The organism is Entomomonas asaccharolytica (genome assembly GCF_016653615.1).
GTDB lineage: Bacteria > Pseudomonadota > Gammaproteobacteria > Pseudomonadales > Pseudomonadaceae > Entomomonas > Entomomonas asaccharolytica.
The window spans coordinates 1,968,534-1,994,313 of record NZ_CP067393.1 but is presented as its reverse complement, the minus strand read 5'-3'; the positions used below and the strand labels follow the sequence as shown (position 1 = coordinate 1,994,313).

The 25,780-nt window shown below is 37.4% G+C and carries 26 protein-coding genes; 13 read left to right on the top strand and 13 right to left on the bottom strand.

Annotated features, from left to right (window positions below; translation table 11 throughout):
• Window positions 1-278: 278 nt before the first annotated feature.
• The 6 genes from JHT90_RS09180 (at window position 279) to JHT90_RS09155 (ending at window position 7,066) form a co-directional block, all read left to right on the top strand.
• Entirely contained in the window at window positions 279-2,348 is a 2,070-nt protein-coding gene (locus tag JHT90_RS09180; protein WP_201090482.1) for an EAL domain-containing response regulator, read from the top strand.
• A 222-nt stretch (window positions 2,349-2,570) separates the two neighbouring features.
• Window positions 2,571-3,212, top strand: coding sequence for a nicotinamidase (locus tag JHT90_RS09175; protein WP_201090481.1), 642 nt, complete (start codon window positions 2,571-2,573; stop codon window positions 3,210-3,212).
• Window positions 3,213-3,216: 4 nt separating this feature from the next.
• Window positions 3,217-4,416 carry a nicotinate phosphoribosyltransferase gene (gene pncB, locus JHT90_RS09170; protein WP_201090480.1) on the top strand — a complete coding sequence of 400 codons (1,200 nt, stop codon included), beginning with the start codon at window positions 3,217-3,219 and terminating at the stop codon, window positions 4,414-4,416.
• 19 nt (window positions 4,417-4,435) lie between these two features.
• Entirely contained in the window at window positions 4,436-5,272 is an 837-nt protein-coding gene (nadE, locus tag JHT90_RS09165; RefSeq protein WP_201090479.1) for an ammonia-dependent NAD(+) synthetase, read from the top strand.
• Between the two features lie 99 nt (window positions 5,273-5,371).
• Window positions 5,372-6,811, top strand: coding sequence for a M48 family metalloprotease (locus tag JHT90_RS09160; protein WP_201090478.1), 1,440 nt, complete (start codon window positions 5,372-5,374; stop codon window positions 6,809-6,811).
• Window positions 6,812-6,826: 15 nt separating this feature from the next.
• Window positions 6,827-7,066, top strand: a complete 240-nt coding sequence (locus tag JHT90_RS09155; RefSeq protein ID WP_201090477.1) for a sulfurtransferase TusA family protein — start codon at window positions 6,827-6,829, stop codon at window positions 7,064-7,066.
• Between the two features lie 38 nt (window positions 7,067-7,104).
• Here JHT90_RS09155 and JHT90_RS09150 read toward each other — a convergent pair whose 3' ends face one another.
• A complete protein-coding gene (locus JHT90_RS09150; RefSeq protein WP_201090476.1) occupies window positions 7,105-8,817 on the bottom strand; it encodes a proline--tRNA ligase in 1,713 nt (570 codons plus the stop codon).
• A gap of 245 nt (window positions 8,818-9,062) precedes the next feature.
• On the opposite strand from JHT90_RS09150, the gene JHT90_RS09145 reads away from it, so the two are divergent.
• The gene (locus tag JHT90_RS09145) at window positions 9,063-9,542 is read left to right on the top strand and encodes a L,D-transpeptidase family protein (protein WP_236254115.1); all 480 of its coding nucleotides are present in this window, start codon (window positions 9,063-9,065) and stop codon (window positions 9,540-9,542) included.
• 69 nt (window positions 9,543-9,611) lie between these two features.
• Here the strand turns inward: JHT90_RS09145 and JHT90_RS09140 are convergent, their stop codons facing one another.
• Both JHT90_RS09140 and proP read right to left on the bottom strand, forming a co-directional pair.
• On the bottom strand, window positions 9,612-10,685 hold the full coding sequence (locus JHT90_RS09140) for an LOG family protein (protein WP_201090474.1): 1,074 nt from the start codon (window positions 10,683-10,685) through the stop codon (window positions 9,612-9,614).
• 151 nt (window positions 10,686-10,836) lie between these two features.
• Complete coding sequence (proP, locus tag JHT90_RS09135; protein WP_201090473.1) at window positions 10,837-12,339, bottom strand: glycine betaine/L-proline transporter ProP; 1,503 nt, start codon at window positions 12,337-12,339, stop codon at window positions 10,837-10,839.
• A 401-nt stretch (window positions 12,340-12,740) separates the two neighbouring features.
• Between proP and ggt the strand changes: the two genes are divergently transcribed.
• Window positions 12,741-14,435, top strand: a complete 1,695-nt coding sequence (gene ggt, locus JHT90_RS09130) for a gamma-glutamyltransferase (protein WP_201090472.1) — start codon at window positions 12,741-12,743, stop codon at window positions 14,433-14,435.
• Between the two features lie 6 nt (window positions 14,436-14,441).
• On the opposite strand, the gene JHT90_RS09125 is transcribed toward ggt, so the two are convergent.
• Together JHT90_RS09125 and hslO are read right to left on the bottom strand one after the other, a co-directional pair.
• Entirely contained in the window at window positions 14,442-14,996 is a 555-nt protein-coding gene (locus tag JHT90_RS09125; RefSeq protein WP_201090471.1) for a DUF4166 domain-containing protein, read from the bottom strand.
• Between the two features lie 2 nt (window positions 14,997-14,998).
• Entirely contained in the window at window positions 14,999-15,889 is an 891-nt protein-coding gene (hslO, locus tag JHT90_RS09120) for an Hsp33 family molecular chaperone HslO (RefSeq protein WP_201090470.1), read from the bottom strand.
• Window positions 15,890-16,105: 216 nt separating this feature from the next.
• Here hslO and JHT90_RS09115 point away from each other — a divergent pair, with 216 nt between their 5' ends.
• The 4 genes from JHT90_RS09115 to JHT90_RS09100 all read left to right on the top strand — a co-directional run bounded on the left by JHT90_RS09115 (window position 16,106) and on the right by JHT90_RS09100 (window position 18,561).
• Window positions 16,106-16,909, top strand: a complete 804-nt coding sequence (locus tag JHT90_RS09115; RefSeq protein ID WP_201090469.1) for a phosphatase PAP2 family protein — start codon at window positions 16,106-16,108, stop codon at window positions 16,907-16,909.
• 91 nt (window positions 16,910-17,000) lie between these two features.
• Window positions 17,001-17,381, top strand: coding sequence for a diacylglycerol kinase (locus tag JHT90_RS09110; protein ID WP_201090468.1), 381 nt, complete (start codon window positions 17,001-17,003; stop codon window positions 17,379-17,381).
• A 149-nt stretch (window positions 17,382-17,530) separates the two neighbouring features.
• Window positions 17,531-18,157: a glutathione S-transferase N-terminal domain-containing protein gene (locus tag JHT90_RS09105; RefSeq protein WP_201090467.1), complete on the top strand. Its 627-nt coding sequence runs from the start codon at window positions 17,531-17,533 to the stop codon at window positions 18,155-18,157.
• On the top strand, window positions 18,157-18,561 hold the full coding sequence (locus tag JHT90_RS09100) for a ClpXP protease specificity-enhancing factor (protein ID WP_201090466.1): 405 nt from the start codon (window positions 18,157-18,159) through the stop codon (window positions 18,559-18,561). Before JHT90_RS09105 ends, JHT90_RS09100 begins: the two co-directional genes overlap by 1 nt.
• A gap of 28 nt (window positions 18,562-18,589) precedes the next feature.
• Here the strand turns inward: JHT90_RS09100 and JHT90_RS09095 are convergent, their stop codons facing one another.
• From JHT90_RS09095 to JHT90_RS09075, 5 genes are all read right to left on the bottom strand, one after another.
• Window positions 18,590-18,940, bottom strand: coding sequence for a hypothetical protein (locus tag JHT90_RS09095; RefSeq protein WP_201090465.1), 351 nt, complete (start codon window positions 18,938-18,940; stop codon window positions 18,590-18,592).
• Between the two features lie 20 nt (window positions 18,941-18,960).
• Window positions 18,961-19,827, bottom strand: a complete 867-nt coding sequence (gene pdxY, locus JHT90_RS09090) for a pyridoxal kinase PdxY (RefSeq protein ID WP_201090464.1) — start codon at window positions 19,825-19,827, stop codon at window positions 18,961-18,963.
• A gap of 46 nt (window positions 19,828-19,873) precedes the next feature.
• The gene (locus tag JHT90_RS09085; protein ID WP_201090463.1) at window positions 19,874-20,842 is read right to left on the bottom strand and encodes a DMT family transporter; all 969 of its coding nucleotides are present in this window, start codon (window positions 20,840-20,842) and stop codon (window positions 19,874-19,876) included.
• Window positions 20,843-20,926: 84 nt separating this feature from the next.
• Window positions 20,927-21,187: a hypothetical protein gene (locus JHT90_RS09080; protein WP_201090462.1), complete on the bottom strand. Its 261-nt coding sequence runs from the start codon at window positions 21,185-21,187 to the stop codon at window positions 20,927-20,929.
• Between the two features lie 13 nt (window positions 21,188-21,200).
• The gene (locus JHT90_RS09075; protein ID WP_201090461.1) at window positions 21,201-22,223 is read right to left on the bottom strand and encodes a class 1 fructose-bisphosphatase; all 1,023 of its coding nucleotides are present in this window, start codon (window positions 22,221-22,223) and stop codon (window positions 21,201-21,203) included.
• Between the two features lie 340 nt (window positions 22,224-22,563).
• On the opposite strand from JHT90_RS09075, the gene JHT90_RS09070 reads away from it, so the two are divergent.
• The gene (locus JHT90_RS09070; protein ID WP_201090460.1) at window positions 22,564-23,322 is read left to right on the top strand and encodes a class I SAM-dependent methyltransferase; all 759 of its coding nucleotides are present in this window, start codon (window positions 22,564-22,566) and stop codon (window positions 23,320-23,322) included.
• Here JHT90_RS09070 and JHT90_RS09065 read toward each other — a convergent pair.
• The 3 genes from JHT90_RS09065 to JHT90_RS09055 form a co-directional block, all read right to left on the bottom strand.
• Window positions 23,319-23,690, bottom strand: a complete 372-nt coding sequence (locus JHT90_RS09065) for a SirB2 family protein (protein ID WP_201090459.1) — start codon at window positions 23,688-23,690, stop codon at window positions 23,319-23,321. The two genes, JHT90_RS09070 and JHT90_RS09065, sit on opposite strands and share 4 nt — an antisense overlap.
• 91 nt (window positions 23,691-23,781) lie before the next feature.
• A complete protein-coding gene (locus JHT90_RS09060) occupies window positions 23,782-24,771 on the bottom strand; it encodes a class I SAM-dependent methyltransferase (RefSeq protein ID WP_201090458.1) in 990 nt (329 codons plus the stop codon).
• A 158-nt stretch (window positions 24,772-24,929) separates the two neighbouring features.
• On the bottom strand, window positions 24,930-25,364 hold the full coding sequence (locus JHT90_RS09055) for a DUF1090 domain-containing protein (protein WP_201090457.1): 435 nt from the start codon (window positions 25,362-25,364) through the stop codon (window positions 24,930-24,932).
• Window positions 25,365-25,780: the final 416 nt, after the last annotated feature.

Below are 25,780 nucleotides of genomic sequence, written 5' to 3'. Positions count from 1 at the left end.
ATAATGTTGGTTAATATGCGATAAATCAATACTGTTTTGATTTGTTAGTAAATGTTTACTAATCAACAATAGTATTTTATATGCGAATTGGGATATAGTTATTAAAAAGTAGAGGCTTATGCTACAATTACACGGTTTAAGTGTGAAAGGTATAAAGATTTGCTTTACTTGTTTGCAATGATTCTTTGTAGTAAATGTTATACAGTTGAGCTTTACAATATCTATGGATAAAGATAAGTTATTGTTATCACGGAATAAAAGCCAGTTAATGAGTAATTATGGAAACAAAAAATCTTCGTTTATTAATTTTAGATGATTCCCCAAATGAGGCAGAAAATTACGCAGTAATTTTTCGTAATGCCGGTTATGCAACGCGTTTGCATCGAATTACCTCGGCTGAAGATGCTGAAACCGTATTAGCTCAAAATTGGGATTTAATTATCGCAGCACCCGAAAGTGAAAATTACAATCCTATTGAGTTACTCACTTATATAAAATCTAAAAAGATCGATATACCTTATATTCAATTACTTAACCCTGAGTCATTAGAAGACGATCAATTTACAATCAGCTATTTACAGAAAGGTGCGCAAGACGTTTTATCAATAGACGTTGAACCTGAGCACTTATTATTGATAGCACAACGTGAATTGACTAATTTAATGAAACGTCGTTCATTAGTGCGTTCAGAGAAAAATTTAGCAGAATCTGAGCGACGTTGTAATCTTCTACTAGATTCATCCATGGATGCTATTGCCTATATCCATGATGGGATGCATATTTATCTTAACCAAGCTTATATTGATATGTTCGGTTATGAAGATAAGACTGATATGGAAGGTCTACCCATTATTGACCTCGTATCAGCTGATAATCCTAGTGATTTAAAAGATCTCTTTAAACATCGTGTTGAATCTTCTTTAGCTTGTCGTGGTGTTAGAGCGGATGGCTCTAAATTTCCTATTTTAATTTCTACATACCCTGCATCTTATGATGGTGAAGAGTGTATGCAAGTTATTATTCGTGAGGAAACCTCATCAGTTAATAGTGAAGCATTAGAAGAAAAAATTCGTGAAATGAGCAATATGGATGCGTTAACAGGCCTCTTTAGTCGCGCTCATTTATCAACATTACTTGATAGCACGATGGAGCAAGTAAAATCTGCCGACTTAAAAGCTACCTTGTTATATATCTATATTGATAACTTCGATAGTTTGGCTTCGCAGATAGGTATTGCAGGGTCTGATAGCTTACTAGCTAGTTTTGCACAGTTATTGAAAGGCCATTTCTGTCGTGAAGAAAGTTTAGCAAGATTATCTGATGATGCCTTTGTGGTGTTAGTACCAAATGCAACCTCTAAGGATTTAATGGATTCAGTGAAAGAGCTACAAGAAAAAATAACCAAAGTTATTTTTGATGTAAATGATTTCTCTATCCAAATCACTGTTTCGGTAGGCATTGCTGATTTTGATAAAACCGCTTCGAGTGCTCAGGAAATTATTGATCGAGCCCATCGTTGTATTGAATCTTCTACCGCAAGTAATGTTATAAAAGTATATGACCCTGCTGAAGAATTAGCTAAAGCAGCCAGTCAGGGTGATTTATTGGCTACCTTGCAACAAACATTACAGCAAGAGTCTTTAAAATTACTCTATCAGCCGATTGTTAGTTTACGCGGTAAATCCTTTGAGTTCTATGAAGTTCGTTTAAGAATGCTTGACGCGCAAGGTAAAGAGTTACCTTTGACCGAGCTATTAAATGTGGCTTCATCGTCAGGCATGGCTGAGCAAATTGACCGTTGGGTTATTGTTAATGCATTAAAAGAAGTAGCTAAAATGCATGCGGCAGGACATAATCCACGCGTATTCGCCCAAATTGGTAGCGATACCCTAAAAAATGAAAATTTATTAGATTGGATTAAGAAACTATTTGCAGCGACTAAACTACCGCCTGAATGTTTATTGGTAGAGTTTACTGAAAGTGATGCGGCTACTTACTTAAAACAGGCACAAAATTTGATTAATGGTTTAAATGAGATCAACTGCCAAACAGTAATTAGTGATTTTGGTAGAGATGAAAACTCACTATTAGCTTTAAATCATTTATCTGCAAACTATGTAAAACTTGCGCCCACTTTAGTGCAAGCATTGCGTAAGCCAGAAGGTGTGGAAGCTTTAACAGAAATGTTAAACAAACTAAGAGAGTCACAACGCAAGAGTATTGTGCCTTTTGTGGAAACAGCAAGCATCTTGTCTATCCTCTGGCAAGCAGGTGCTGATTATATTCAAGGATATTATTTACAACGTCCAATGCCTAATATGAGTTATGACTTCTCATCGGGTCAGTAGGTATTGTGATTAATGTTTTTGAAAAGCCTGATACAGATATGTGTCAGGCTTTTTTGTTAGTTGAACAGTGGTGTTTTAGGTAATATTTTTTTGTTGGTTATTGATAATCCATCCAGTTAGTTGTATTATACAACTAACTGGATGGTGATTAGTTTTAGTTTAATCACAAACAAATAATCCAGTCGATCATATTTCTCACCCATTGCAGTTGAGTTAAATATCATGAAAATTGCCAGTTTTGATGTAGATCCACAACAAAGTTTTACACCCCTTTGTCCAAATGAGTTACCTGTGCAAGGTGGTGATCAAATTGCTGCTGCTTTAAATGAAATGGCGAAGCGTGCTGATATAAGGGTAGGAAGTAAAGATGCTCATACGCCACAAGCTGTGTGGGTAGTAAGTGAAGCTGAGCAGATGTTACAACCACTTAATTATCCAAATGCCGATTTAACGTGGGTAGCACACTGTGTACCAGGCACTAAAGGGTTTGAGTTATTAGCCAACTTACCACGCCCAGATCAGTATGATTTTTTTGTATGGAAAGGGGTAGAACCAGATATGCACCCCTATGGTGCTTGTTATCATGATTTAAAAGAAAAACTATCAACAGGGGTTATCGAATATTTAAGACTAAAGAATGTGCAACTGGTTATTGTCGGTGGGTTGGCTTTAGATTACTGTGTAAAAAATACAGCCATGCAATTACATAAAGCAGGTTTTCAGGTGATTATAGTATTAGAGGCAACTAGGGCAATTGCTGAGCATACTAAACAACAAGCCATTGCTGAAATGCAGCAATCTGGCATCGTTATCTGTGAAGACTGTGCAGCATTAGATCAACAACTTATTAAAAGTAGAGGATGAAAAAATGGATAATTCCATATTTTCCCAAAAAATTGTTCAAAGTTTATTAGATACTGATTTTTACAAGCTCAGTATGATGCAAGCGATCTTGCATAATTATCCGAATGCGGAAGTAGAGTGGGAGTTTCGTTGTCGTGATCAAGAAGACCTAACCCCTTATATCCCTGAAATTAAGGAACATATTGAAAGCCTAGCGGATTTACAACTTAGCCAAGATGAACAAAATTATTTATCCCATATTAGTTTTTTAGCGCCAGACTTTATAAGGTTTTTACGTTTATTTCGCTTTAACCCTCGTTATGTAACGGTATCAGGAGAGGGTGGACAATTAAGTATTACCTTAAAAGGCCCTTGGTTGCATATTGTACTGTTTGAAATTCCTTTATTAGCAATTATTAGTGAAGTTCGTAATAAAAGACGTTACCCACAGATTGCCTTAAAAACAGCGACTGATCGTTTATATCAGAAGTTAGAGAACTTATCGCGGATGGCATCAGATGATGAGCTAAAAGATTTTAAATTAGCCGATTATGGGACGCGTCGCCGTTTTTCTTTTAAAACCCAACAAGCTGTGGTAGGTATTTTAAAAACAGACTTTCCTGGTCATTTTGTGGGTACAAGTAACGTACATTTAGCGCAGCAGTTTAATATTAAATCTATGGGAACAATGGCTCACGAATGGATAATGGCCCATCAGCAATTAGGCTTTAGATTAATTGATAGCCAAATTGCTGCGCTAGACTGTTGGGTACGGGAATACCGTGGTTTACTAGGGATTGCCTTAACTGATTGTATTACCATGGATGCTTTCTTAAATGACTTTGATTTGTTTTTTGCAAAGTTATTTGATGGCTTAAGACATGATTCTGGTGATCCAATTGTTTGGGCAGAAAAAGCGATTGCTCACTATAAAAAATTAGGCATTGACCCTCGCACTAAAACCTTAGTATTTTCTGATGGTTTGGATATACCTAAAGCCTTATCAATTTACCGTCAATTACGTGATAGAATTAATGTTAGCTTTGGCATAGGAACAAATTTAACCTGTGATATTCCTACGGTTTCACCCACCAATATGGTGATTAAAATGGTGAGTTGTAATGGTCAGCCTGTGGCAAAAATTTCTGATTCACCAGGCAAAACACAATGTCGTGATGAGAGCTTTGTTAATTATTTAAAACATGTCTTTAAGGTCGGTGAATAATTGCTGTAGAGGAACAACAATGATAGATCAATTAACTGTTCAACGCGAGATTGCTCAAGCATTAAATGTATGCACACCTTTTGCCGATGAACAAGCATTAGTGGTTGAATTAGAGCGACGTATTATTTTCTTAAAACGAATATTGATTGAATCTGGTTTAAAAACTTATGTGCTAGGCATAAGTGGTGGGGTAGATTCATTAACCGCTGGAATGATGGCTCAGCGAGCGGTACGTGCATTAAGAGAAGAAACAGGTGATACCAGTTATCGTTTTATTGCAATGCGTTTACCCTATAAATCACAGGCGGATGAAGCTGAAGCTACACAATCAGTACAAGTAATTGCACCCGATCACTGTGAGGTGGTTAATATTGCTGCAAGTGTCGAGGGAATGGTAGGGGCTATTGATTGTTTACAGCAAGTAAAAGAGGCTTCCAGAGATTTTATTATTGGTAATATTAAAGCCAGAGCCAGAATGATAGCTCAATATGCAGTGGCTAATGTTTATAATGGTTTAGTAATAGGTACAGACCATGCCGCTGAAGCGGTGATGGGCTTTTACACCAAGTTTGGTGATGGCGCTTTCGATGTAGGGCCGTTAATCGGTTTAGTTAAAGGCCAAGTAAGGGCTTTGGCAAGTTATATGGGCGCACCAGATAATTTAGTGAACAAAGTACCCACTGCTGATTTAGAAGATTTAAAACCAGGTTTGCCTGATGAGCAAGCCCATGGTGTTGCTTATACTGAAATAGATGCCTTTTTACAAGGTAAACCTGTGTCAGCAGAAGCGTTTAAAAAAATTACAGAAACCTATAACCGCAGTATGCATAAAAGACAGTTACCTATCGCACCTTAGCTTGTTATAAAGAGTAACATATTAGCTACTAAAAAGAGCTTTATAAGCTTGTTTTAAATGTTTAGGATAAGGCTTATTTATTTGTTATTTAGGGGATTTATGAGGCATCTTGGTAAAGCGACACTGCTATGTTTAGGCTTAGTGAATGCTTTGCCTGCATTAGCCTATGATAATTTACCTTCATTGGGGGATTCATCGTCTGCTATTGTATCTCCTATGCAAGAGTACCAACTTGGGCGTGCGTGGTTAAGCTTATTGCGTTCACAAGTGCCACGTATTAATGACCCTTTAGCAAAAGATTATATCGAAACCAAAGTTAAGCGATTAGCTCAAAGTAGCCGTTTGCAGGATAATCGCTTAGAATTTATCCTTATTAAAGACCCTGAATTAAACGCCTTTGCCGCCCCTGGTGGCATTATTGGTGTCAATGGTGGCTTGTTTTTATCAGCCCCTAAAGAGTCAGAATTTATGGGCGTATTAGCCCATGAATTAGCGCATTTATCACAGCGTCATTTTGCGCGTGGTGTGGCTGAACAGCAACAACTGCAAATACCCATGATGACCGCTTTATTAGTGGGTATTGTAGCGGCAGCAGCAGGTAGCCCAGATGCAGGCATGGCGACCATTATTGGTTCACAAGCAGCGGCCTATCAAAATATGATGAGTTTTTCTCGTGCTAATGAGCAAGAAGCTGATCGAATTGGCATTGAAACCCTTGCTAAAGCTGGCTATGACCCAAAAGGAATGCCTGATTTATTTGAAATATTGATGAAGAAATATCGCTTTCAACAAGTGCCGCCAGAATTCTTAATTACTCACCCATTAACAGAATCACGGGTTGCAGATACCCGTAACAGAGCTGAACGTTTGCCAGAAGGCGGTATAAGCAACACCTTAGAATATGACTTAGTTCGTACCCGTATTCAGGTAGTGTTTGAAGATACTCCAGGTTCTAGCGTGAAACGTTTCCGCAGTCTTTTAGAAAATGATCCTAATAATAATGCGTTACAGTATGGCTTAGCCTTGGCTTTAATAAAAAATAATAACCTTACGGAAAGTGAACAAATAATCAGTAAATTGCTGATAAAAGACCCTAATAATATATTTTATAATTTAACCTATGTTGATCTAGATTTTTCCCAAGGTCGCTTAGCAACTGCCAGTCAACGTATTAATAAAGTATTAGCGAATAATCCTAATAATTATCCTGCTACCAAAGCTTATGTGGATTTACTAGTGAGGCAAAGAAATTTTCAAGAAGCTGCTAAAGTAATAGATAAACTTGTTCGTAGTCGTCCCCATGATCCTGATATTTGGTATCAGGTCTCAGAAGTTAAAGGTAGAGCAGGTGATATTGTGGGTGTACATCAAGCACAAGCGGAGTATTTAGCGTTAATCGGTAATTATGATGGTGCGTTAGAGCAGCTTAAGTATGCACGCCAAAAAGCAGGCAATAGTTTCCAACAAGTGGCTATTATTAATCAGCGTGAAAAAGAAATTCGTAGCCAGCAGGATACGGTGAAACAATTTTTACAATAAATAGGTGATTGGACAGTGAGTCAACAAATTAGTGTTAAACAAGAATTAGATACATCAGGTTTAAATTGCCCGTTACCTTTATTAAAGGCTAAGCAAGCCTTAGCTGCCCTTGATTCAGGGGATGTATTAAAAGTCATTGCTACTGATGCAGGTAGTCAACGGGATTTTCGTAGTTTTGCTAAATTGTCTGGCAATCAATTATTGCATGAAGAAGTAGTAGAGCAGAGTTACTATTATTGGTTGCAGAAACGTTGAATGGTAAATAACAAAGGGGCTTATAAAGCCCCTTTGTATTATTTAACGAGTTTAGCTAATTCTTCTACAATAGTAGCTAATGGCAGGTTTTTAGACTCCGATTCACGACGGTTCTTATATTCTAATTGACCTTCTTTTAAACCACGATCACTGACTACTACACGATGTGGGATACCGATTAGATCCATATCAGAGAATTTAACCCCTGGGCTGGTTTTCTTATCACGATCATCCAATAGCACTTCATATCCCGCTTTAGTTAAATCAGCATAAAGTTTATCAGCCACTTCTTTAATGGCAGGGTCTTCATATTTAAGTGCCACTATGGCAATTTGGAAAGGTGCCATGGTTTCAGGCCATAAAATACCGCGCTCATCATAGTTCTGCTCAATAGCAGCCGCCACTACACGGGATACACCAATACCATAACAACCCATAATTAATTCTACAGGCTTGCCATTTTCAGCTAACACAGTGCAGTTCATTGATTCACTGTATTTAGTACCTAATTGGAATATATGGCCAACCTCAATACCACGACGGATCATTAAACTACCTTTACCATCAGGGCTAGGATCACCTGCTACTACATTACGTAAATCAGCTACTTCTGGTAGTGCTACATCACGCTGCCAGTTAATACCAAAATAATGTTTATCTTCGATATTAGCACCTGCTGCGAAATCGCTCATCATGGCTACTGAGTTGTCAATAATACAAGCCATAGATAAGTTAACTGGGCCTAATGAACCAGGGCCTGCGCCAATGGCTTGACGAATTTCTTCATCAGTAGCAAATACTAAAGGACTCGCTACTAATGGATGGTTAGCGGCTTTAATTTCATTGAGTTGATGATCGCCACGCACGATTAAGGCAACTAAGCTACCTTCTTCGGCACCGTGGGCAATTAAAGTCTTAACTGTTTTCTCAATAGGTAAGTTAAATTGTTCCACCAAGGCTTCAATGGTTTTACAGTTAGGTGTATCCACTACACGCATTTCTTCAGTAGCGGCTTGGCGTTCAGTTTCACGAGCAACAGCAATGGCTTTTTCGATATTGGCGGCATAATCTGAACCATCACTAAATACAATATCGTCTTCACCTGAGTCTGCTAATACGTGAAACTCATGGGAGCCAGAGCCACCAATAGAACCATTATCAGCCTCTACAGGACGGAAATCTAAACCTAAACGACTAAAAATATTAGAATAGGCGCGATACATATCATCATAGGTGAGTTGTAATGAGGCTTGATCGGTGTGGAAAGAGTAAGCATCTTTCATTAAAAACTCACGACCACGCATTAAACCAAAGCGAGGACGAATTTCATCACGGAATTTTGTTTGGATTTGATAAAGCGTCAGCGGTAGTTGTTTATAACTACTGATCTCATTACGTACTAAATCAGTCACTACTTCTTCATGGGTAGGGCCAAAGCAAAAATCACGCTGATGGCGATCTTTAAGGCGTAATAATTCAGGGCCATATTGTTCCCAACGAGTAGATTCAATCCATAGTTCAGCAGGTTGTACGGCTGGCATTAGCACTTCTTGCGCACCAATGGCATTCATTTCTTCACGTACCACTTTTTCTACTTTACGTAAGACGCGTAAACCAAGGGGTAACCAAGTGTATAGTCCAGCAGCGAGTTTACGAACCATACCTGCTCGTAACATAAGTTGATGGCTAATAACTACTGCATCAGCAGGAGTTTCTTTTACAGTAGGCAGTAAATATTGACTTGTACGCATGCTTTATCCACATAAAAGAGGTTATAAATAAACCATTTTAATGGCGGATAGACTAACCATTCAATAGCAAACTGCAAAGAAACCTTATTTATTTTTGATTTGGGTACTTTTCTCTAATCCATTAACCGATTAAAATGCTTCCTTTATTGGGTAATACCTTGATTAAGCTGTTAAATGCGGGGAAGTGGATAGCAATGCGTCGTGTAGTTAGCACATTGTTAGTGTTAGTAGTGAGTTATTGTGGTATGGCGAGTTATGGCTATGCTAACTCTAGTCTAGTTACAACAACACAAGTTCGATTGAATATAGATAAAGTGTTGGTTGAAAAATCAAAGCGTAAACTATCGTTAATGAGTGGCAATAATATTGTTAAAAGTTACCGTATTTCGTTAGGTAAAAAACCAGTTGGCCATAAGCAAATGGAAGGTGATAAACGAACACCTGAAGGCCTATATTGGATAGACTGGCGTAAACCCAGTGATAAATATAACCTTTCGATGCATATTTCTTATCCTAATCCACGGGATATAGCATCGGCGCAAAAGCAGGGCGTAAGACCAGGTGGTATGATAATGATTCATGGTACGCCGATTGATGCTGATTACCCTGAATGGTATTTCCGTGGTTTAAATTGGACAGATGGCTGTATTGCCATGATGAATTGGGATATGAAAGAAGTCTGGAACTTAGTTAAAGACGGTACATTAATTGAGATTAAACCTTAATTATTGTTATAAAGGATTTATAAAAAAGCATTTAGCCTAAAAAACTAAATGCTTTTTTTATGGCATTAGTTATTCTTTTTTAAGCCAATTTTCAGGCAAGTTAATATAATCTACTAATTCCCTTAAACGGCCATGTTGCTTGCCTGTAAATTGAAAGAGTAGATAGCTTAAATGCTGAAACTCAGGCTCTTTAAAGCTTTCGTCATAAGCTTGTTGAACAAAATCATTATTACTGATATCTCGAAACTGTTGATTAATATCTGTTAATGCTTGTTCCGTTAATGGATGATTCATTCTAATAGCAAATAATTCCTTAAACCAACGGCTAGAATTATAGTTGGCATAGAATTGGATAATTTCTTGAGTGGCTTCTTCTGGCGAATGTAACAGCTTCATTAAACCCATATCACTCGGTAAAATATACTGTTGATCTTTTAAATGTTTCTCAAAATAATCAATGGCATCTTTCCAGTAAGTGCTATCAGGTGTTTCTAAAAGAATAACGGGAATTAGTGGTGTTTTACCTGTTTGAATAAGGGTTAAAACTTCCATTGCCTCATCCCAAGTACCAAAACCGCCAGGGCAAAGTACCACAGCCTCTGTTTCTTTAACAAAGAATAATTTACGGATAAAGAAAAATTGGAAAGTGAGTAACGCATCACTACCTTCCATCGTTTCATTAGCATATTGCTCAAAAGGTAGCTTAATATTAAAGCCCAGAGCGTTATCTTGCCCAGCCCCTTCATGAGCTGCTGCCATAATACCACCGCCAGCTCCTGTAATAACAATAAAGCCTTTTTCTGCTAGCTGTTTACCTAGATCTACTGCTTGTTTATACAGGGAATGATCGATTGGCGTACGAGCAGAACCAAATACAGTGACTTTGCGGTGGTGTTTAAAACGCTCTAGTAAAGTAAAACCTTTATCCATCTCGGTCAGTGCATTTTTAGCGATTTTAGTATCCCAATGACCGCGTTCAGCTTGTACTATACGAGTAGCGGCTAGAAATAGCTCTTTATAAAGTTTGTGTTCTTCTGCGCCAGCAGGGAGTGCTAGCTTAATAAGCTCATCAATTTTGTTGTTTAGCTCAGTAGAGCTTGGCGAGTAATGACGGTTTAAGTCATTATCTTGTTCATTTTTCATATCATTATTCCAGTACTGCCAAGTAACCTATTGTTATGGGTACGCCATAGTAAAAAGGGATTATGCTAGTTATTTATCAAGGTAGTGTCAATTTTGGTGTGCAACAGAAAGTTAACAGACGACGTATTGCTACCTTTTAATTGATAAATAACTATTTAAGTTCTGGGTGTTGTTCAATCAATCTGTCACGCTTTTCAGTAAGCTCATCGATTTGTGCGGTGAGTTCATCTACTTTGCCCTCAATATAATCATGGTGTTCTTGTAATAGCTCTTTGGCTTCTGCTCTATCAGAAGCAGCAGGTGTAGCACCACGTAGCGGTCTATTGGCGGTTTCCTTAGTAAATAAAATAGCAACCAAACCTATCACCGCAACCACCATTAAATAATAAGCGGGCATCATTAAATTGTTGGTTGTTTCGGTTAACCAAGCTGCAATAAGAGGAGTAGTTCCACAAAATAACGAGACAGAGATATTAAAAGAAATAGCTAATGCACTGTAACGAATACTGGTAGGGAATAAAGCAGGCAAGGTGGAAGCCATTACCCCAGTAAACATATTAAGCAATATACCTAAAATCATTAGACCAATAAAAATATAGGCTACTTTGCCTGTGGTGATTAAATAGAAGCATGGAATAGATAGACAAAATAAACCAATACAGCCCACAATAACGATAGGCTTTCTACCAATTTTATCACTTAAGAAACCAATGCTAGGTTGTACAAACAGCATACCGATCATAATAACGATAATCAGAATAACCCCATGGCTTTCGGCATAGTGAAGATTATGATTGAGGTAGCTTGGCATATAGGTGAGTAACATATAATAAGTTACATTCATTACAATCACTAAACCAATACAAATAAGCAGGGGTCGCCAGTGGTTTATTAAAATTTCTTTAAAAGAAACTTTACTAATACCGAGTTCTTCATCAGCTTGTAGCTTTTCTTGATGTTGTTCAAAGGTTGGGGTTTCATCTAACTGGCTTCTTAAATAAAGGCCGATAAGTCCTAGTGGGCCAGCGATAAAGAAAGGTATCCTCCACCCCCAATCAAGTAATTGTTGATCGCTTAGCAGGTAGGTAATTAACGTAACTAGTCCTGCACCTAATAAAAAACCAGCAATTGAACCAAAATCTAACCAACTTCCCATAAAGCCACGTTTGCGATCTGGAGAGTATTCCGCAATAAAAACAGTGGCGCCTGAATATTCACCCCCCGTGGAGAAGCCTTGGAGTAAACGACAGGCAAGTAACAAAATAGGGGCCCATAGGCCAATGGTGGCATAGCTTGGAATCAGCCCAATACAAAAGGTGCTGACGGCCATAATTAAAATAGTGGTGGCTAGTATTTTTTGGCGTCCTACTTTATCTCCTAAGAGACCAAAAAATACCCCGCCTAAGGGTCTAACTAAAAAGGCCACAGCAAAGGTGGCAAGGGTGGCAAGAATTTGAACAGAGCCTGTGGTTTCAGGAAAAAATACTTTGCCAAGGGTGATGGCAATAAATCCATATACGCCAAAATCAAACCATTCCATCGCATTGCCTAGTGCAGAAGCGGTTACTGCTTTTTTAAGTTTATCGTTATCGATGATGGTAATATCTTCAAGACTAAGTTCAGCAGATGAACTAGCTCTAGATGTTGATGACATAATTATTCCTCTAAATATAAGTCAAATAACTAAGTAACTGATTTAATAGTTAATAATTAAATAAAAATGGATACGCAAAACGTGAACAAAGTGAATGAAGCAACTATATTGATAATTACATTTGGTGTTCACAGCATACAAGCAAATGGGCTTGAGGCAGTATCTAAGATTGAATACTAGGGATTGCTTTATAGATTTGTTGACCAATCAAAACTAACTATTAGATCGTACTGTAAGCAGATTGGGTATAGCAATTTATTGGCTTATTATAACAATAATAAGTGCTAAGGTATTGTTTATGCGACTAAAGGCTAATCTGCTCATTTACTGCAATTGATTAAAACAAATATGATGGATAGTAGTATAAAATAGAGAACTAATGCTAATTAGGAGGGCAAAGAATGCCATTTTTGTTGCGGTCATTTTATAAAGTTTGTTATGCAATCTTTATTGTTATTTCTATTAATCAATCTGTTGTAGCAGAGGAAAGTACAGTTTTAACGGCTGGTGCAGTGGCCTCTCCCAATAGCTATGGATCAATGGCGGCGCAACAAATATTAGCTAAAGGCGGCAATGCTGTTGATGCAGCAGTAGCTACCGCATTCGCTTTAGCGGTGACTTACCCTGAGGCGGGTAATATTGGTGGCGGTGGCTTTATGACCCTATGGGTGGATGGTAAGGGATATTTTTTAGATTATCGAGAAGTAGCCCCTGCCAAAGCAACCACTGATATGTATTTGGACAACACAGGTGAAGTTGTTGCTAATTTAAGTTTATATTCCCATAAAGCAGTGGCGGTGCCTGGTACTGTGGCAGGTTTGTGGGCTGCTCATCAACGTTTTGGTAAGCTCTCTTGGCAAGAAGTTTTAGCCCCTGCCATTAGCTATGCTAAAGACGGCTTTATGGTGGACGAGCAATTGATGCAACGTTATCGGGAAGTATTGGATAAAGTACCTGCTAACGGAAATTTTAAAGAATATTTTGGGGCGATGAGAATTGCTCAACCCTTTAAACAACCAGAGTTGGCAGTTGTATTAGAACGTATTGCAGAACAGGGTGTGAATGATTTTTATCAAGGAGAAACCGCTAAACTTATCGCTAAACAAATGGCGGATAATGGGGGATTAATCACTGAAAGTGATTTGAATGCTTATCAAGCAAAATGGCGTGATCCATTGCTGGCGAACTGGCAGGGTATGCAGGTTATCACTGCACCACCCCCTAGTTCAGGCGGAATAGGCTTATTACAATTATTATTAATGAAGCAAGCATTAGTCAATGATTTTAAGGGTGTAAGACCGAATACAGCACGGTATGTTCATTTATTAGCAGAAATTGAAAAGCGAGTATTTGCTGATAGAGCAGAATATATGGGCGATCCAGATTTTGTTAAGGTGCCTGTACAACAATTATTGGCTACCGATTATTTAGCAAAACGTGCTAAACAGGTTAATCCCTATGCTATTTCTCCTACTGAAAATATTGCAGCAGGGTTGGATACAGAGAAATTACAAACAACCCATTTTTCTATTGTGGATAAATGGGGTAATGGTGTTGCTAATACCTATACCTTAAATGGTTATTTTGGTGCAGGTATTGTCGTTAAAGGAACAGGTATTTTATTAAACAATGAAATGGATGATTTCAGTAGCAAAGCAGGTGTGGCCAATCTATTTGGCGTAGTGGGAAGTGAGGCCAATGCCATAAAACCTAATAAAAGGCCATTATCTTCTATGGCGCCTACTATTTTAACGAAGGATAACAAGCTTGTGATGGTAATAGGTACGCCAGGTGGTTCGCGTATTTTTACCTCTATTTTTCAAGTGATTGTTAATGTGTTTGAGTACCATATGACGTTGCAGCAGGCTGTTTCTGCCCCCCGTTATCATCATCAATTACTACCTAAAAACCGTATTTTTATCGAACGTTTTCAACACGGTGTGCCTAGATTGGTAAAAACTAGATTACAACAAATGGGTTATAACTTTCATCAGCAAGATTTCAGTGGTGATATACAAGTGATTCAGATTATTAACGATAAGCCTAGCGCAGTAGCTGACCCTAGAGGAAGAGGTAGGGCGTTAATTGTTGAGTAATAGGATTTAATGGGATTTAGTTAAATAACCATTGTATTCAACCAAAGTACCTATCAATGGCAGGGTCACTTTAGCGACAAATTGATAGATACCTTCAGTATCTACTCCCTCATTGGCAACCACTTTTGGCGAAAGCAGTTGTGGGATTTTTATGCCGAGAAAAGTACAATACTGTAATTTCCAGTATAACCAGTTATCTATAATGTCTAGGGTAAAATACTGTTTGACTGGGCCAAACTTTTCGTACATTTGCTGTGGGTTGTTTTTATCCAACGCAAGTGTAGAAGAAAATTCTGAATCACCAAAGCGCCTTGTCCAGCATTCTTCACCTTGCTCTGTATAGTAAACAGTGACGGTAACAGGCAAGTTATTAGCAGGTTGTGGAAAGCCCATTATTTTACGCATAAGATTTGCCATAAAATGAGTAGCACCACCTGCTTTTGCTTGGCCTTGCCATAATATACAAGGCGTATTATGAAAATCCTGAATCGCTTGGGGAATTTCGTGGTAACGCTCACCTAACAGATGAGCAAAAATATTAGCAGGTGGTGTTTGCGTCATAACTAATGCCTCGTCTCAGCAGGAGGGTTACTTGAACCATCCTTAAATAATTGGGTAACATCGGCTATATCAAAAATATATTCTTTATTACAGAACTGACAATCAATGGTGATTTTACCTTGTTGTTCCTCCAGTAAAGCAAAGGCATCTTGTTCCCCTAGGCTACGTAAAGCATTGGCGGAGCGTTCACGGGAGCAACTGCAATGAAATTTTATAGGCAGTTGTTCAAAAAGACGTATATCTTCTTCGTGATAGAGGCGATGTAAGATAGTTATATTATCGACTGCTAGAAACTCATCAGCATTTAATGAGTTTGCTAATACTGTGAGGTGTTGCCAAGTATTTTGGCGTTCCTCATCATCATGTTGTTTTTCAGCAGGTAAGGCTTGCAATAAGAAACCCTTAGCCTGTTTACCATTAGCACATAGCCAAAAGAAGGTAGGCAGTTGCTCAGAGCTAGCAAAATAGCTAGAAAGGCTACTGGCTAAGGTTTCACCTTCCAATGCCACTATCCCTTGATAACGTTTTCCCTGAGTAGGATCAACAGTTAAGGCCAAAATACCATTTGGCATTAATTCTTGCAGAGTCATTGAATCGCTAATTTGTTCAGCTTCATAGCGCGCAATACCACGAATTTCACGATTACTGTTACATTCCACCATTAATAGCGGTAAAGGGCCTTCGGAACGTGCTTGTAATACTAATGTACCATCAAATTTTAAGGTGCCACACAGTAATGCGCTGGCTGCCAATAGTTCGCCTAATAATTTAGCTACAGGGGCAGGGTACTGATGACGAGTTAATACTTCATGGTAGCTATGCTCTAGGGAAACTATTTCACCACGTACATCTAAGTTTTCAAATAGGAAACGTTGTGTTATATCTTGTTTCATAAGGGTATTTTAAAGCCTCAAAAGGATAATGTATTATTCACCATTTTACCGTTAACTATGAGTATAAACTAATAACCTATAGATTATGCTCAGTAAATCATTACAGAATAATGAACAACTAACGACTATCTTTGTACGATGTGATATTACACATAATATAATGGTCGGCTTAATTCATTATTCGTCACTAAACAGAAAAGCGGAGAATCATTATATATGGGCGATGCTCAATTATTACAACCTATCTGGCAAACAAAAAAGATAGTATTTTGTAATGTATTTGCACTTGTTTTGTTATTGCTGTGGGCATGGCCATTAACCCATAACTTAGCAATGAAGTTTGATATTGCATTTTTTAGAGTAATCAATGATTCGTTAAAAGATAGCTATGCATGGGCGAGTATTTGGGCGGTAATGAGTAGCCGCTTTTTTGACTTTATCGTTGCTATTATTTTACTAGTACTTTTGATAAAAGCAGATTGGCTATACAGTGCCAAAGTAGTAAGACAGGCTTTTTTTGCTTTATTAGTGATTATGTTATTACAAGTAGTGATTCGCATTATATTCACTAAACTGATTATGGCTGCTGGCTGGCAACATGCTAGCCCTACAGCAACTTTAGAAGACAGTTATCGTCTTTCTAGGCATTTTGATTTTCTTGAACAAAAATTAGAGATTAAAGACAGTTCAAACCGAAGTTTTCCAGGTGACCATGCTTCGGTATTAATGATATGGGCATTGTTCTTATCGGTATTTGCCCGTAAATTTAGTCAATATTTTATTGTTTGGTTGCTGGCTATTATTTTTATGATGCCGCGATTAATTGCTGGCGCACACTGGGCATCAGATGATTATATCGGTGGTTTGGTATTGGCATTATTAGCCTTAGGTTGGGGAATGTACACACCTTTTGCGGCTAAATTAAGCAGTGGTTTAGTTAAAATTACCAAGCCTATTTTCCGCTTAGTGAACAAAATTCCTGTGCTTAATCGTTTTGCTATTGTTCGTTACCCTGAATAAAAAATGTTGTTAATAAAATGTTAAATTTATTAACTGTTATTTAATTAATGAGATAATAGCTAGCAATAAAGTTATATTGAAAGAGAGTATTATGGAAAAGTCGCCTTTTAAAGGAACACGTGGTTTAAAACGGGTTATAAATGCAACGGGTTATTCTATGGATGGGTTAAAAGTAGCCATTATCAATGAGGCTGCTTTTCGTTCTTTAGTAGGGCTAAATATTGTTTTAATTCCTATTGCGCTATTACTTCCTGTAGCGCCTGTAGAAAGGGCAGTGATGATTGCTGTTTGTTTATTATCATTAATTATTGAATTATTTAACTCAGCAATTGAAGCAGTGGTTGATCGAATTTCGTTGGAACGACATGAACTTTCTAAAAATGCTAAGGACTTAGGCAGTGCTGCTCAATTTATAGGCTTATGGACAATATTTATTGTGTGGGGAATTATATTAGTTGGCCATTATTTATAAGATCTATAAATAAAACATCCAATTAGCGACTAAAAATAGCAATATCTATCAACTTTTGGCTAGGTTGCTCTGGAAAGCAATGTATTTACAACGATATAATACTATAATAAATAAATTATTATCTTTGCTAGCAGTCTAAGGAATTTGATATGGGTACTACCCCCCATTTTATATGTTATTCGAGTCCAATAGATCATTATTCTCATCGTATACGTTTAGTATTAGCAGAGAAAGATATTGCTATAACAATACGCAATGTAGACCCTAACTATTATCCTCCTAATTTAGCAGAGTTAAATCCTTATAGTAGTTTACCTGTGTTAGTTGAGCGCGATTTAGTGCTGTATGATTCCATCGTTATTATGGAGTATTTAGAAGATCGTTACCCTTATCCACCCTTACTACCTGCTTATCCTAGTGACAAGGCGGCTAAGCGATTATTAGTGTATCGTATTCAGAAAGATTGGTGTCGTTTAGTTGACCTTATTCTTGATCCTAAAACTAAAGTAACTATTCAAAATGCCGCTCGTAAAGAATTAAGAGAGAGTTTAATTGGTGTTTCTGCGGTATTTAGCGACAAACCTTATTTTCTTAGCAATGATTTCTCGTTAGCGGATTGTTGTTTATTACCTATTTTATGGCGTTTATCTGTATTGGATATTGAAATCCCTAAAACAGCTAAAGGATTGCTAGCGTATATGGAGCGAGGTTTTAAAAGAGAAAGTTTCCAAGCGAGTTTATCAGACCAAGAGTTAAAATTAGCAGGAGCCAATTAATGAACTCTAATCGCCCTTATTTAATCCGTGCGTTGTATGAGTGGATTCTGGATAATAATTGTACCCCTTATATCGTAGTGGATATTAATCTACCTAGTGTAAATGTACCTGATGGCTTTGCTGAAAATGGGCAGATTGTTTTAAATCTTGCGCCTGCTGCCATTAAACATTTATTAATGGATAATGAGGCAATCAGTTTTGAAGGGCGTTTTGCTGGCGTAGTACAAAGGCCTTATGTGCCTATTGCTGCTGTTAAAGCCATTTATGCCAGAGAAAATGGTTATGGTATGTTCTTTGAGGATGATCCATTACTAACCGAAGAAAATAACGAGCCTGATGATACTCCACCCTCACCAGATACACCCACACCTCGTAAAAAACCAAGCCTTAAAATAGTAAAGTAAAAAAAGAATGGATAAATAACAGTATTATTTATTCATTATTATTGTGTCTTTTTTGTTCAATATAGTATCTAAATTTATTGACAGACTTGCTTAAAATAAAAATAGCAGGAATAAAACCAACGATAATACCCGCTAGCACATGCCATGATCGCATTTCGTAGGTATCAATATTGAAGTGAGTGGTCAATAAATCAAGTAAAAACCATACCCCAATAATGGTTAAAATAACATGAATAAAGACCAGTATAGTAGAGGAAATATAACGAATAGGTGTGTTTTCAATTCTATCTAGCTTTAATAACAGGCCTATCACATTCATTATAAATAATGAAAAAGTACCCAGTAAGGCGAGGATAATACCGATTAAAAAAGCTAGCATAAGTTCTCCCTAGGTGAGTACTAAAGCTTTTTAGCAGCAAATTTAACTCTAGGGTGAGCGATACGATCTTGTGTAGCCACTAATTCTAACTCATAACTGCCATGTTTTTGCGTCTCTAATAATACTTCATGGACAGCGGCAGCACAAAATTCAAAGGCATCAAGTAAGCTATTACCAAGTAATAAACAAGATAAGAATATACCTGATGTTAAATCACCTACACCTACAGGTTGTTTGGGGAATGCTAACAATGGGCGTTGTAAATGCCATGTCTCTTGTTCAGTCACTAATAGCATTTCAAAACTATCAGCTTGTTTCTCAGGATAATTTAGATGTTTTACCATAATGGCTTTAGGGCCATATTTTAAAAGGCTTTTGGCCATTTCAATACAATCTGCTAGAGAAGTAGGGTGGCGACCAATAAAGCTGTCTAGTTCTAGTTGGTTAGGTGTTAGGTAATCGGCTGCTGAAGCAGCTTCTTTTAATAAAAATTCACTCACCTCAGGGGCGACTACACAACCTTTTTCAGGGTGTCCCATAACAGGGTCACATAAATAAATAGCTTTTGGGTTAAGCTCTTTAATATGCTTAACCACTTGTAGTATTTCACGGCCTTGTTGGGCTGTGCCTAAATAGCCAGATAATATGGCATCACAGTTGGCTAATTCACCAATGGCTTCAATACCTTGTGCCAATTCAAAAATTTGCTTAGGCGGTAAAACTTGCCCAGTCCATTGTTTATATTGGGTGTGGTTAGAGAATTGTACGGTATTAAGCGGCCATACATTTACGCCTAGGCGTTGCATTGGAAATACAGCCGCCGCATTACCAGCATGACCAAAAACCACATGTGATTGAATGGTCAATATTTGCGGAACAGATTTCATAGTTAGCAACTCCTCAATCAATAAAAAGAGCGTATTGTAAGAAATATCAAGATAACTGGCTATAGTTAGTTTGTTTACGGCGTGCTTTTATTTTCTGCATCACGATCGGGGAAAGGGCAACTAAGGCTGAACCCATCACTACAATAATAGCACCCAAGTAGGCTAAAATATTTAAAGCGTCTGCGATAAAGTAAGCGGGCCAGAAATAGGCGCCTAGCGTGGCACCTATAAAGGTTACTAAAGGAGCTACTGCGAGCGTAGCAGTAACTTTAGATGCTTCCCAGTGGGCAAGGGCTTCAGCAAAGGCGCCATAAGCAATAATAGTATTAGCACAACTAAACACCAGTAACCAAAATTGCAGGCTAGTAAGTTGGGTAATTTGTGAAGGATGACTGGTAGGAAATAAAAATAAGCTACTGCCTAAATAAATCATCATTAAAATTTGCATGGAGTTCCATTGCACTAACAGCTGCTTTTGGCAGAGCGCGTAGCCTGTCCATAACATAGACGAAATAATCAGAATAATAATACCAATGGTATAACTGCCAAGGGAGGTGAGTAACTCTATGAGTCGTTGATTAAAAAACAGTAGAAAACCCACTAATAAAATAATAACAGCCATCACTTGCACATGATTAAAAGATTCTTTAAAGATAATGACACTGCTAACAATCAGCATAATTTGTCCGATTTGCATCATTAGTTGAGTTGTACCAGGTGTTAATAGGTTTAAGCCCATCATATAAGTAACGTAGTTACCCAATAAACCTAGCATAGCTAAGGATAGCAATAGGTATCCTTTAAAACCAAAGTTTTTAAAACGGGGTAATTTGCCTTTTAAGTAAAGGTAACTAAATAAGCAGGCACCAGCCACCGTAAAGCGATACCATGTGACGGTGTAAGCGTCCATGCCTTTTAAAACTTCTTTCATAACTACAGGTAAAAGACCCCATAGAATAGCGGTTGTTAAAGCCAATGCTAAGCCTAACAGCCAGCGGCCTGATGTTGTATGCATAGTGATAATAGTTCAGATAAAAACAAAAAAGAGTAATCTATTCATTAGATTACTCTTTTTTTAAAGAAAGACAAGGGATTGAGACTATTTAATTTTATTGCCAAAATAGCTAAGCACTTTACTCTCTACAAATTGTACTTGTAACGTTGCGTCACCTTCTTGCCAACTACAGTTAGTTGCTTTAAAGGCGCTTTGGCATTCTTTGGGGCTACCAAAGATACGTTCAACTTCTTTACGCTCCATACCCATTTTTAATTTGCTGTAGTTATCTTCAGTAAGTTTATTACAGCCTGCCAATACGGTAAGGGTAGCGATACACAAAGTAAGGGTAACTTTCTTAAACATGGTATTATCCTTGTTATTTTTGCTGTTGTTGGTGATAGTTTGTGATACGTTCAACTTCTTGTTTTGAGCCAAGGAATACAGCAACACGCTCGTGCAATGATTCTGGTTGAATATCTAAAATACGTTGATGTCCATTGGTTGCTGCACCGCCAGCTTGTTCAATAATCATTGACATGGGGTTGGCTTCATACATTAAACGTAATTTGCCTGGTTTGCTTGGTTCACGGGCATCACGTGGATACATAAAGATACCACCACGGGTTAAGATACGATGTACATCGGCCACCATTGAAGCAATCCAACGCATATTATAGTTTTTACCTAGTGGCCCTTCAGTACCAGCTAATAATTCCGTGACATATTGTTTAACAGGTTGTTGCCAATGGCGTTGATTGGACATATTAATAGCAAACTCTGTGGTTTGCTCTGGTACTTTAATATTATCGTGGGTTAGAACAAAACTGCCTAATTCAGGGTCAAGGGTAAAACCTTTAACACCATTGCCTAAAGTAAGCACTAACATGGTTTGTGGACCATAGATAGCATAACCTGCCGCCACTTGTTCAGTACCAGGTTGTAAGAATGCTTCTTCTTTTAAGGGATCATTTTGACTTAAATGCTCAGCAGGACAACGTAAAACTGAGAAGATAGTACCCACTGATACATTAACATCTACGTTACTAGAACCATCCAGTGGATCAAATACTAATAAATAAGCGCCTTTAGGATAGCGGCCAGGAATTTGATGAACGGTGTCCATTTCTTCAGAAGCCATACCTGCTAGTGTACCACCCCATTCATTGGCTTCTAATAGGATTTCATTGGAAAGTACATCTAATTTCTTTTGTACTTCCCCTTGTACATTTTCACTTTGCAAACTGCCTAATACACCACCAAGTGCACCTTTAGTCACTGAACGATTAATCATTTTACAAGCACGTGCTACCACTTCAATAAGGAGTCGTAAGTCAGAAGGGGTATTGTGGTTGCGGGTTTGTTCAATAAGAAAGTGACTCAATGTAGTCATGCGTGACATGCAATACTCCAAATATAAGCAAATTATAAATTTTATTAGGATTTATGATGTAAAAAATAATTGGCCAATTATACGCTATCTTTATTAAAAAAATGACAATAATCTTAAAAGTAAGCTTGAGTAAATTACAAATGAACTTAAAAAACTAAGATTTTAAATAATTTAAGGTACTTTATTAAAAGATAAAATAATTATTATCAAAAAAATTTAGTTTTTACTAAATAAATAGTATAAGCAAAACAGGTTAATGCTAATGTAACCTTAATAAAATGTTTAAAGGAGTTTTTCCTTTAATAGTAAGGCTTCTCACAGAATTAAATATTAGTTATGTTAGGAGATAATGGTGATAAATAATAAAGTATCAAAAAACTGGTTTGAACAAGGCGGCAAGGAGTATGCGCGTTTTCGACCAGAATATCCAGCAGAGCTTGTTGCTTTCTTAGCTTCAGTAGTACCCGCTAAAAAAATAGCGGTGGATGTTGGTTGTGGCAATGGTCAACTGACAAAACAATTGGCGCAGTATTTTTCTACGGTGGTTGGTATTGATCCTAGTGCCAGCCAGATTGATAATGCAATACCCCATGAGCATGTTAGCTATTATTGTGCATCTGCAGAGCAAATACCTTTGACTGATAACTGTGCAAATTTGATAACAGCCGCTCAGGCAGCGCACTGGTTTGATCTGCTAAAATTCTATGCAGAAGTACAACGAATTGCGGTTGATGGTGGCGTTCTGGCTTTAATTAGTTATGGGGTTTTAAATCTTGAGCCAGTATTAAATGAGCGGTTTCAGCATTTTTATTGGCAACAAATTGGTCGTTACTGGCCTGCTGAACGGCAATTAGTTGATACAGGATATGCATCGCTTAATTTTCCTTTCCAAGCGCTTGATACACCAAAGTTAGAAATCAAGCTAGAGTGGAATTTGCAACAGTTTCTGGGCTATATTGCTACTTGGTCAGCCGTACAGCAGGCTTTGGAAAAAGGACGAGAAGATATACTGCAGTTATTTGCCAATGATATTACTGTAATGTGGGGAGATCCCATGTTAAATAGACCAATCGCTTGGCCTATTAATATGCGTGTAGGTGTTATCTAAAAAGGTACTTTAGTTTTTACTAAATAAACAATGCAAGCAAAACAAGTTAATGCTAAGGCAAAACCAATATAGCGTATGGCAGAAGTTGTTCCTTTAATTGCCATAAAACCAAAAACAATATAGCCTACTAGAAAGGATAGTTTTTCAGTTAGCCAAAAGTGGCTTGATAGGTTAGGGTACTGTTGTGTCAGTATAACAAGGGTAATGCCAAAAATTAATAAACAAGTATCGTTAAGATGAGGCACAATACGTACCCACTTTCGCTGCATAAACTTTGCACCTACTCGCAAGCTTACAAAGCGTGTGATAAATAAACTAATGGTAATAACCGCAGTAAGTGCATGAAGATGAAGAATAATTTTTTGCATTGTAAATATTTATCTATTGTTAGTATTGAAATAATGGATAATAGTTTAGCTATAATAAAGTAAAGGATAAAGCGTTGAAATTCCTCATGTATCAAACTTTACAAGCACGGTAAATTTTAAAACCATTGCTTTCAGCCAATATTTGACAATTACCAAAAGTCTGTTCAATAAGGGGTTGGTACTTTAAAAAACTATTAGCCACTAAGCGTAATTCACCCCCTTTAACAAGGTGATCGATAGCGTAATGTAATAGTTGTTCGGTGGTTTGATAATTGGTTTGAATACCTTGATGGAAAGGAGGATTGGTGATAATGGCTGTTAATCCTTTGGGCGATGCAGCAATACCATCACCCGTAATAGTAATAGCTTGTAAATTATTATTGTTTAAGGTTTGTTCACTGCTTGCAATAGCAAAAACATCCACATCTTGTAAGTAAACAGTAGATTGTGGGTAGCGTTGTTTTAATAAAGCACCAATTACTCCTGCACCACATCCAAAATCGAGTATTTTGCCTGCAGGTATTTTATCAAGATGCTGGATAAGTAATTGGCTACCCTTATCTAAATGACCATGACTAAATACCCCTGCAAAACTGCTAATAGTGAGGTTGTTAACGGTATAGGATTGGGCAAAGTCTGCTAGTTGAGGAGCGCTAATAGCTTCATTAATCTGTACTTGCCATAGTTGGCAATGCCTAGCACTATCCAGTTTACGGGTTTTGCCATAGTGTGCTAATTGTTTGGCTGCTCGTTCAATACCTGCTTTTTTCTCGCCTACTAAATAGAGTAAGCCTTGCTGTTCTGTAGAAGCCGCTAACGCTTGCAGTAAGTATTCAGTTAGTTCTTTTGATTTGGATAAAAATAGCACAGTTGTCTGAAACTTGCTAGCTGGGGCGCTTGTCGCTAAATGGATACGCTGTTGATAGTGATGACTAAGCATTTGCCAGTCACTGGCTAACCATGTCCAGCCTGTTGCTTGTGGCAGTTTGCTTAGTAATTCATCAGCAGGTAAACCTGCTAATAAGGTTGTGCCATTAAATAATTCAGCTTGGCGAAGCAGTACTTCACTACGTGGATCCATTGATGTTACTCAACATTGAACAGATTACTAAGCAATCTAAGCTAATACGGAAAGTGGTAATATTATCATTATTTGTCAGATTGTTATAGTTTCTAAGTAGTTTGCTAAATCAGCGGAAATATTGATAGGATAGGCTATAGCCTATCCTATTTATAGCGTTATTCTTGAGTAGACAGGGCAAGATTGCTTTTTGCTTCCTCTAACTCTGCCATTGCCTCTTTTAGCTTCCTTGTTTTTTTAACGATTTTCTCAGGGTCACCTTTGGCAATGGCCTCTAGTAACTCCTCATTTCGCTCATCAACTTTCTCTTGTTTATCCGCTACTTTGGATTTTAATTTGGAAATATCCTTTGTTTGGTCGTTATAACTATAATTTTCATCATAATCCCCCAAACAATAAGTTTTAACATTGGCAATGGCTCTTTCTAAGCCTTGTACACGATTTGTATTGCCATAAGTTTTTGCATATTCAAGTTGTTGTTGCAATTTTTGGATCTTTATTTTACAACCTTGTTGCTTATGGTAATAATCAGCTACTACGGTATTTGCTAAACAAACTGATAACAAAGCTGCTCCAACAGTCAGTTTACGCATAGAAACATCTCCATCAATATAACTTAAAAATGTTATCTCTGTTGTAAAAGAGATAACAGTGAAATAAAGATATGTGCTAGTACAAGCTAAGTATAGGAAGAACAAATAAAATGATCGATATAAAAACACTGATGTGATTATTTAGAAAAGTAAAACTATAGCTTAAGAAAGGTTTGTAAGGATGTAATTCCTTTGCTTAGCGTGATTATTAATATACTTTTTAATAGCTATATTGGCTATAACGAAACATAGTTTATTCAGTTATTATTCAAATATGTAACTGTTTTTTAAAAAATATTTGTATTTTTTCTAATACGTGTTTAATTTTTAGGAGAAGTTAATTTATGGAAGGATGGATGAGCTATAAAAGAGTTGATTGATAACTGTTATTTAAGCTTTATAGTAACTAGCCGCTC

Bases quoted from the DNA above. Each gene is read 5' to 3' on its own strand.
- JHT90_RS09145 (WP_236254115.1), top strand. From the start codon at position 9,063: ATGGCGAGTTATGGCTATGCTAACTCTAGTCTAGTTACAACAACACAA.
- JHT90_RS09075 (WP_201090461.1), bottom strand. From the start codon at position 22,223: ATGTCACGCATGACTACATTGAGTCACTTTCTTATTGAACAAACCCGC.
- JHT90_RS09115 (WP_201090469.1), top strand. From the start codon at position 16,106: ATGGGCGATGCTCAATTATTACAACCTATCTGGCAAACAAAAAAGATA.
- JHT90_RS09070 (WP_201090460.1), top strand. From the start codon at position 22,564: ATGGTGATAAATAATAAAGTATCAAAAAACTGGTTTGAACAAGGCGGC.
- JHT90_RS09095 (WP_201090465.1), bottom strand. From the start codon at position 18,940: ATGCTAGCTTTTTTAATCGGTATTATCCTCGCCTTACTGGGTACTTTT.
- JHT90_RS09105 (WP_201090467.1), top strand. From the start codon at position 17,531: ATGGGTACTACCCCCCATTTTATATGTTATTCGAGTCCAATAGATCAT.
- JHT90_RS09180 (WP_201090482.1), top strand. From the start codon at position 279: ATGGAAACAAAAAATCTTCGTTTATTAATTTTAGATGATTCCCCAAAT.
- JHT90_RS09110 (WP_201090468.1), top strand. From the start codon at position 17,001: ATGGAAAAGTCGCCTTTTAAAGGAACACGTGGTTTAAAACGGGTTATA.
- JHT90_RS09100 (WP_201090466.1), top strand. From the start codon at position 18,157: ATGAACTCTAATCGCCCTTATTTAATCCGTGCGTTGTATGAGTGGATT.
- JHT90_RS09160 (WP_201090478.1), top strand. From the start codon at position 5,372: ATGAGGCATCTTGGTAAAGCGACACTGCTATGTTTAGGCTTAGTGAAT.
- JHT90_RS09140 (WP_201090474.1), bottom strand. From the start codon at position 10,685: ATGAAAAATGAACAAGATAATGACTTAAACCGTCATTACTCGCCAAGC.
- JHT90_RS09175 (WP_201090481.1), top strand. From the start codon at position 2,571: ATGAAAATTGCCAGTTTTGATGTAGATCCACAACAAAGTTTTACACCC.
- JHT90_RS09065 (WP_201090459.1), bottom strand. From the start codon at position 23,690: ATGCAAAAAATTATTCTTCATCTTCATGCACTTACTGCGGTTATTACC.
- JHT90_RS09060 (WP_201090458.1), bottom strand. From the start codon at position 24,771: ATGGATCCACGTAGTGAAGTACTGCTTCGCCAAGCTGAATTATTTAAT.
- nadE (WP_201090479.1), top strand. From the start codon at position 4,436: ATGATAGATCAATTAACTGTTCAACGCGAGATTGCTCAAGCATTAAAT.
- hslO (WP_201090470.1), bottom strand. From the start codon at position 15,889: ATGAAACAAGATATAACACAACGTTTCCTATTTGAAAACTTAGATGTA.
- ggt (WP_201090472.1), top strand. From the start codon at position 12,741: ATGCCATTTTTGTTGCGGTCATTTTATAAAGTTTGTTATGCAATCTTT.
- proP (WP_201090473.1), bottom strand. From the start codon at position 12,339: ATGTCATCAACATCTAGAGCTAGTTCATCTGCTGAACTTAGTCTTGAA.
- JHT90_RS09055 (WP_201090457.1), bottom strand. From the start codon at position 25,364: ATGCGTAAACTGACTGTTGGAGCAGCTTTGTTATCAGTTTGTTTAGCA.
- JHT90_RS09085 (WP_201090463.1), bottom strand. From the start codon at position 20,842: ATGCATACAACATCAGGCCGCTGGCTGTTAGGCTTAGCATTGGCTTTA.
- pdxY (WP_201090464.1), bottom strand. From the start codon at position 19,827: ATGAAATCTGTTCCGCAAATATTGACCATTCAATCACATGTGGTTTTT.
- JHT90_RS09125 (WP_201090471.1), bottom strand. From the start codon at position 14,996: ATGACGCAAACACCACCTGCTAATATTTTTGCTCATCTGTTAGGTGAG.
- JHT90_RS09150 (WP_201090476.1), bottom strand. From the start codon at position 8,817: ATGCGTACAAGTCAATATTTACTGCCTACTGTAAAAGAAACTCCTGCT.
- JHT90_RS09080 (WP_201090462.1), bottom strand. From the start codon at position 21,187: ATGTTTAAGAAAGTTACCCTTACTTTGTGTATCGCTACCCTTACCGTA.
- pncB (WP_201090480.1), top strand. From the start codon at position 3,217: ATGGATAATTCCATATTTTCCCAAAAAATTGTTCAAAGTTTATTAGAT.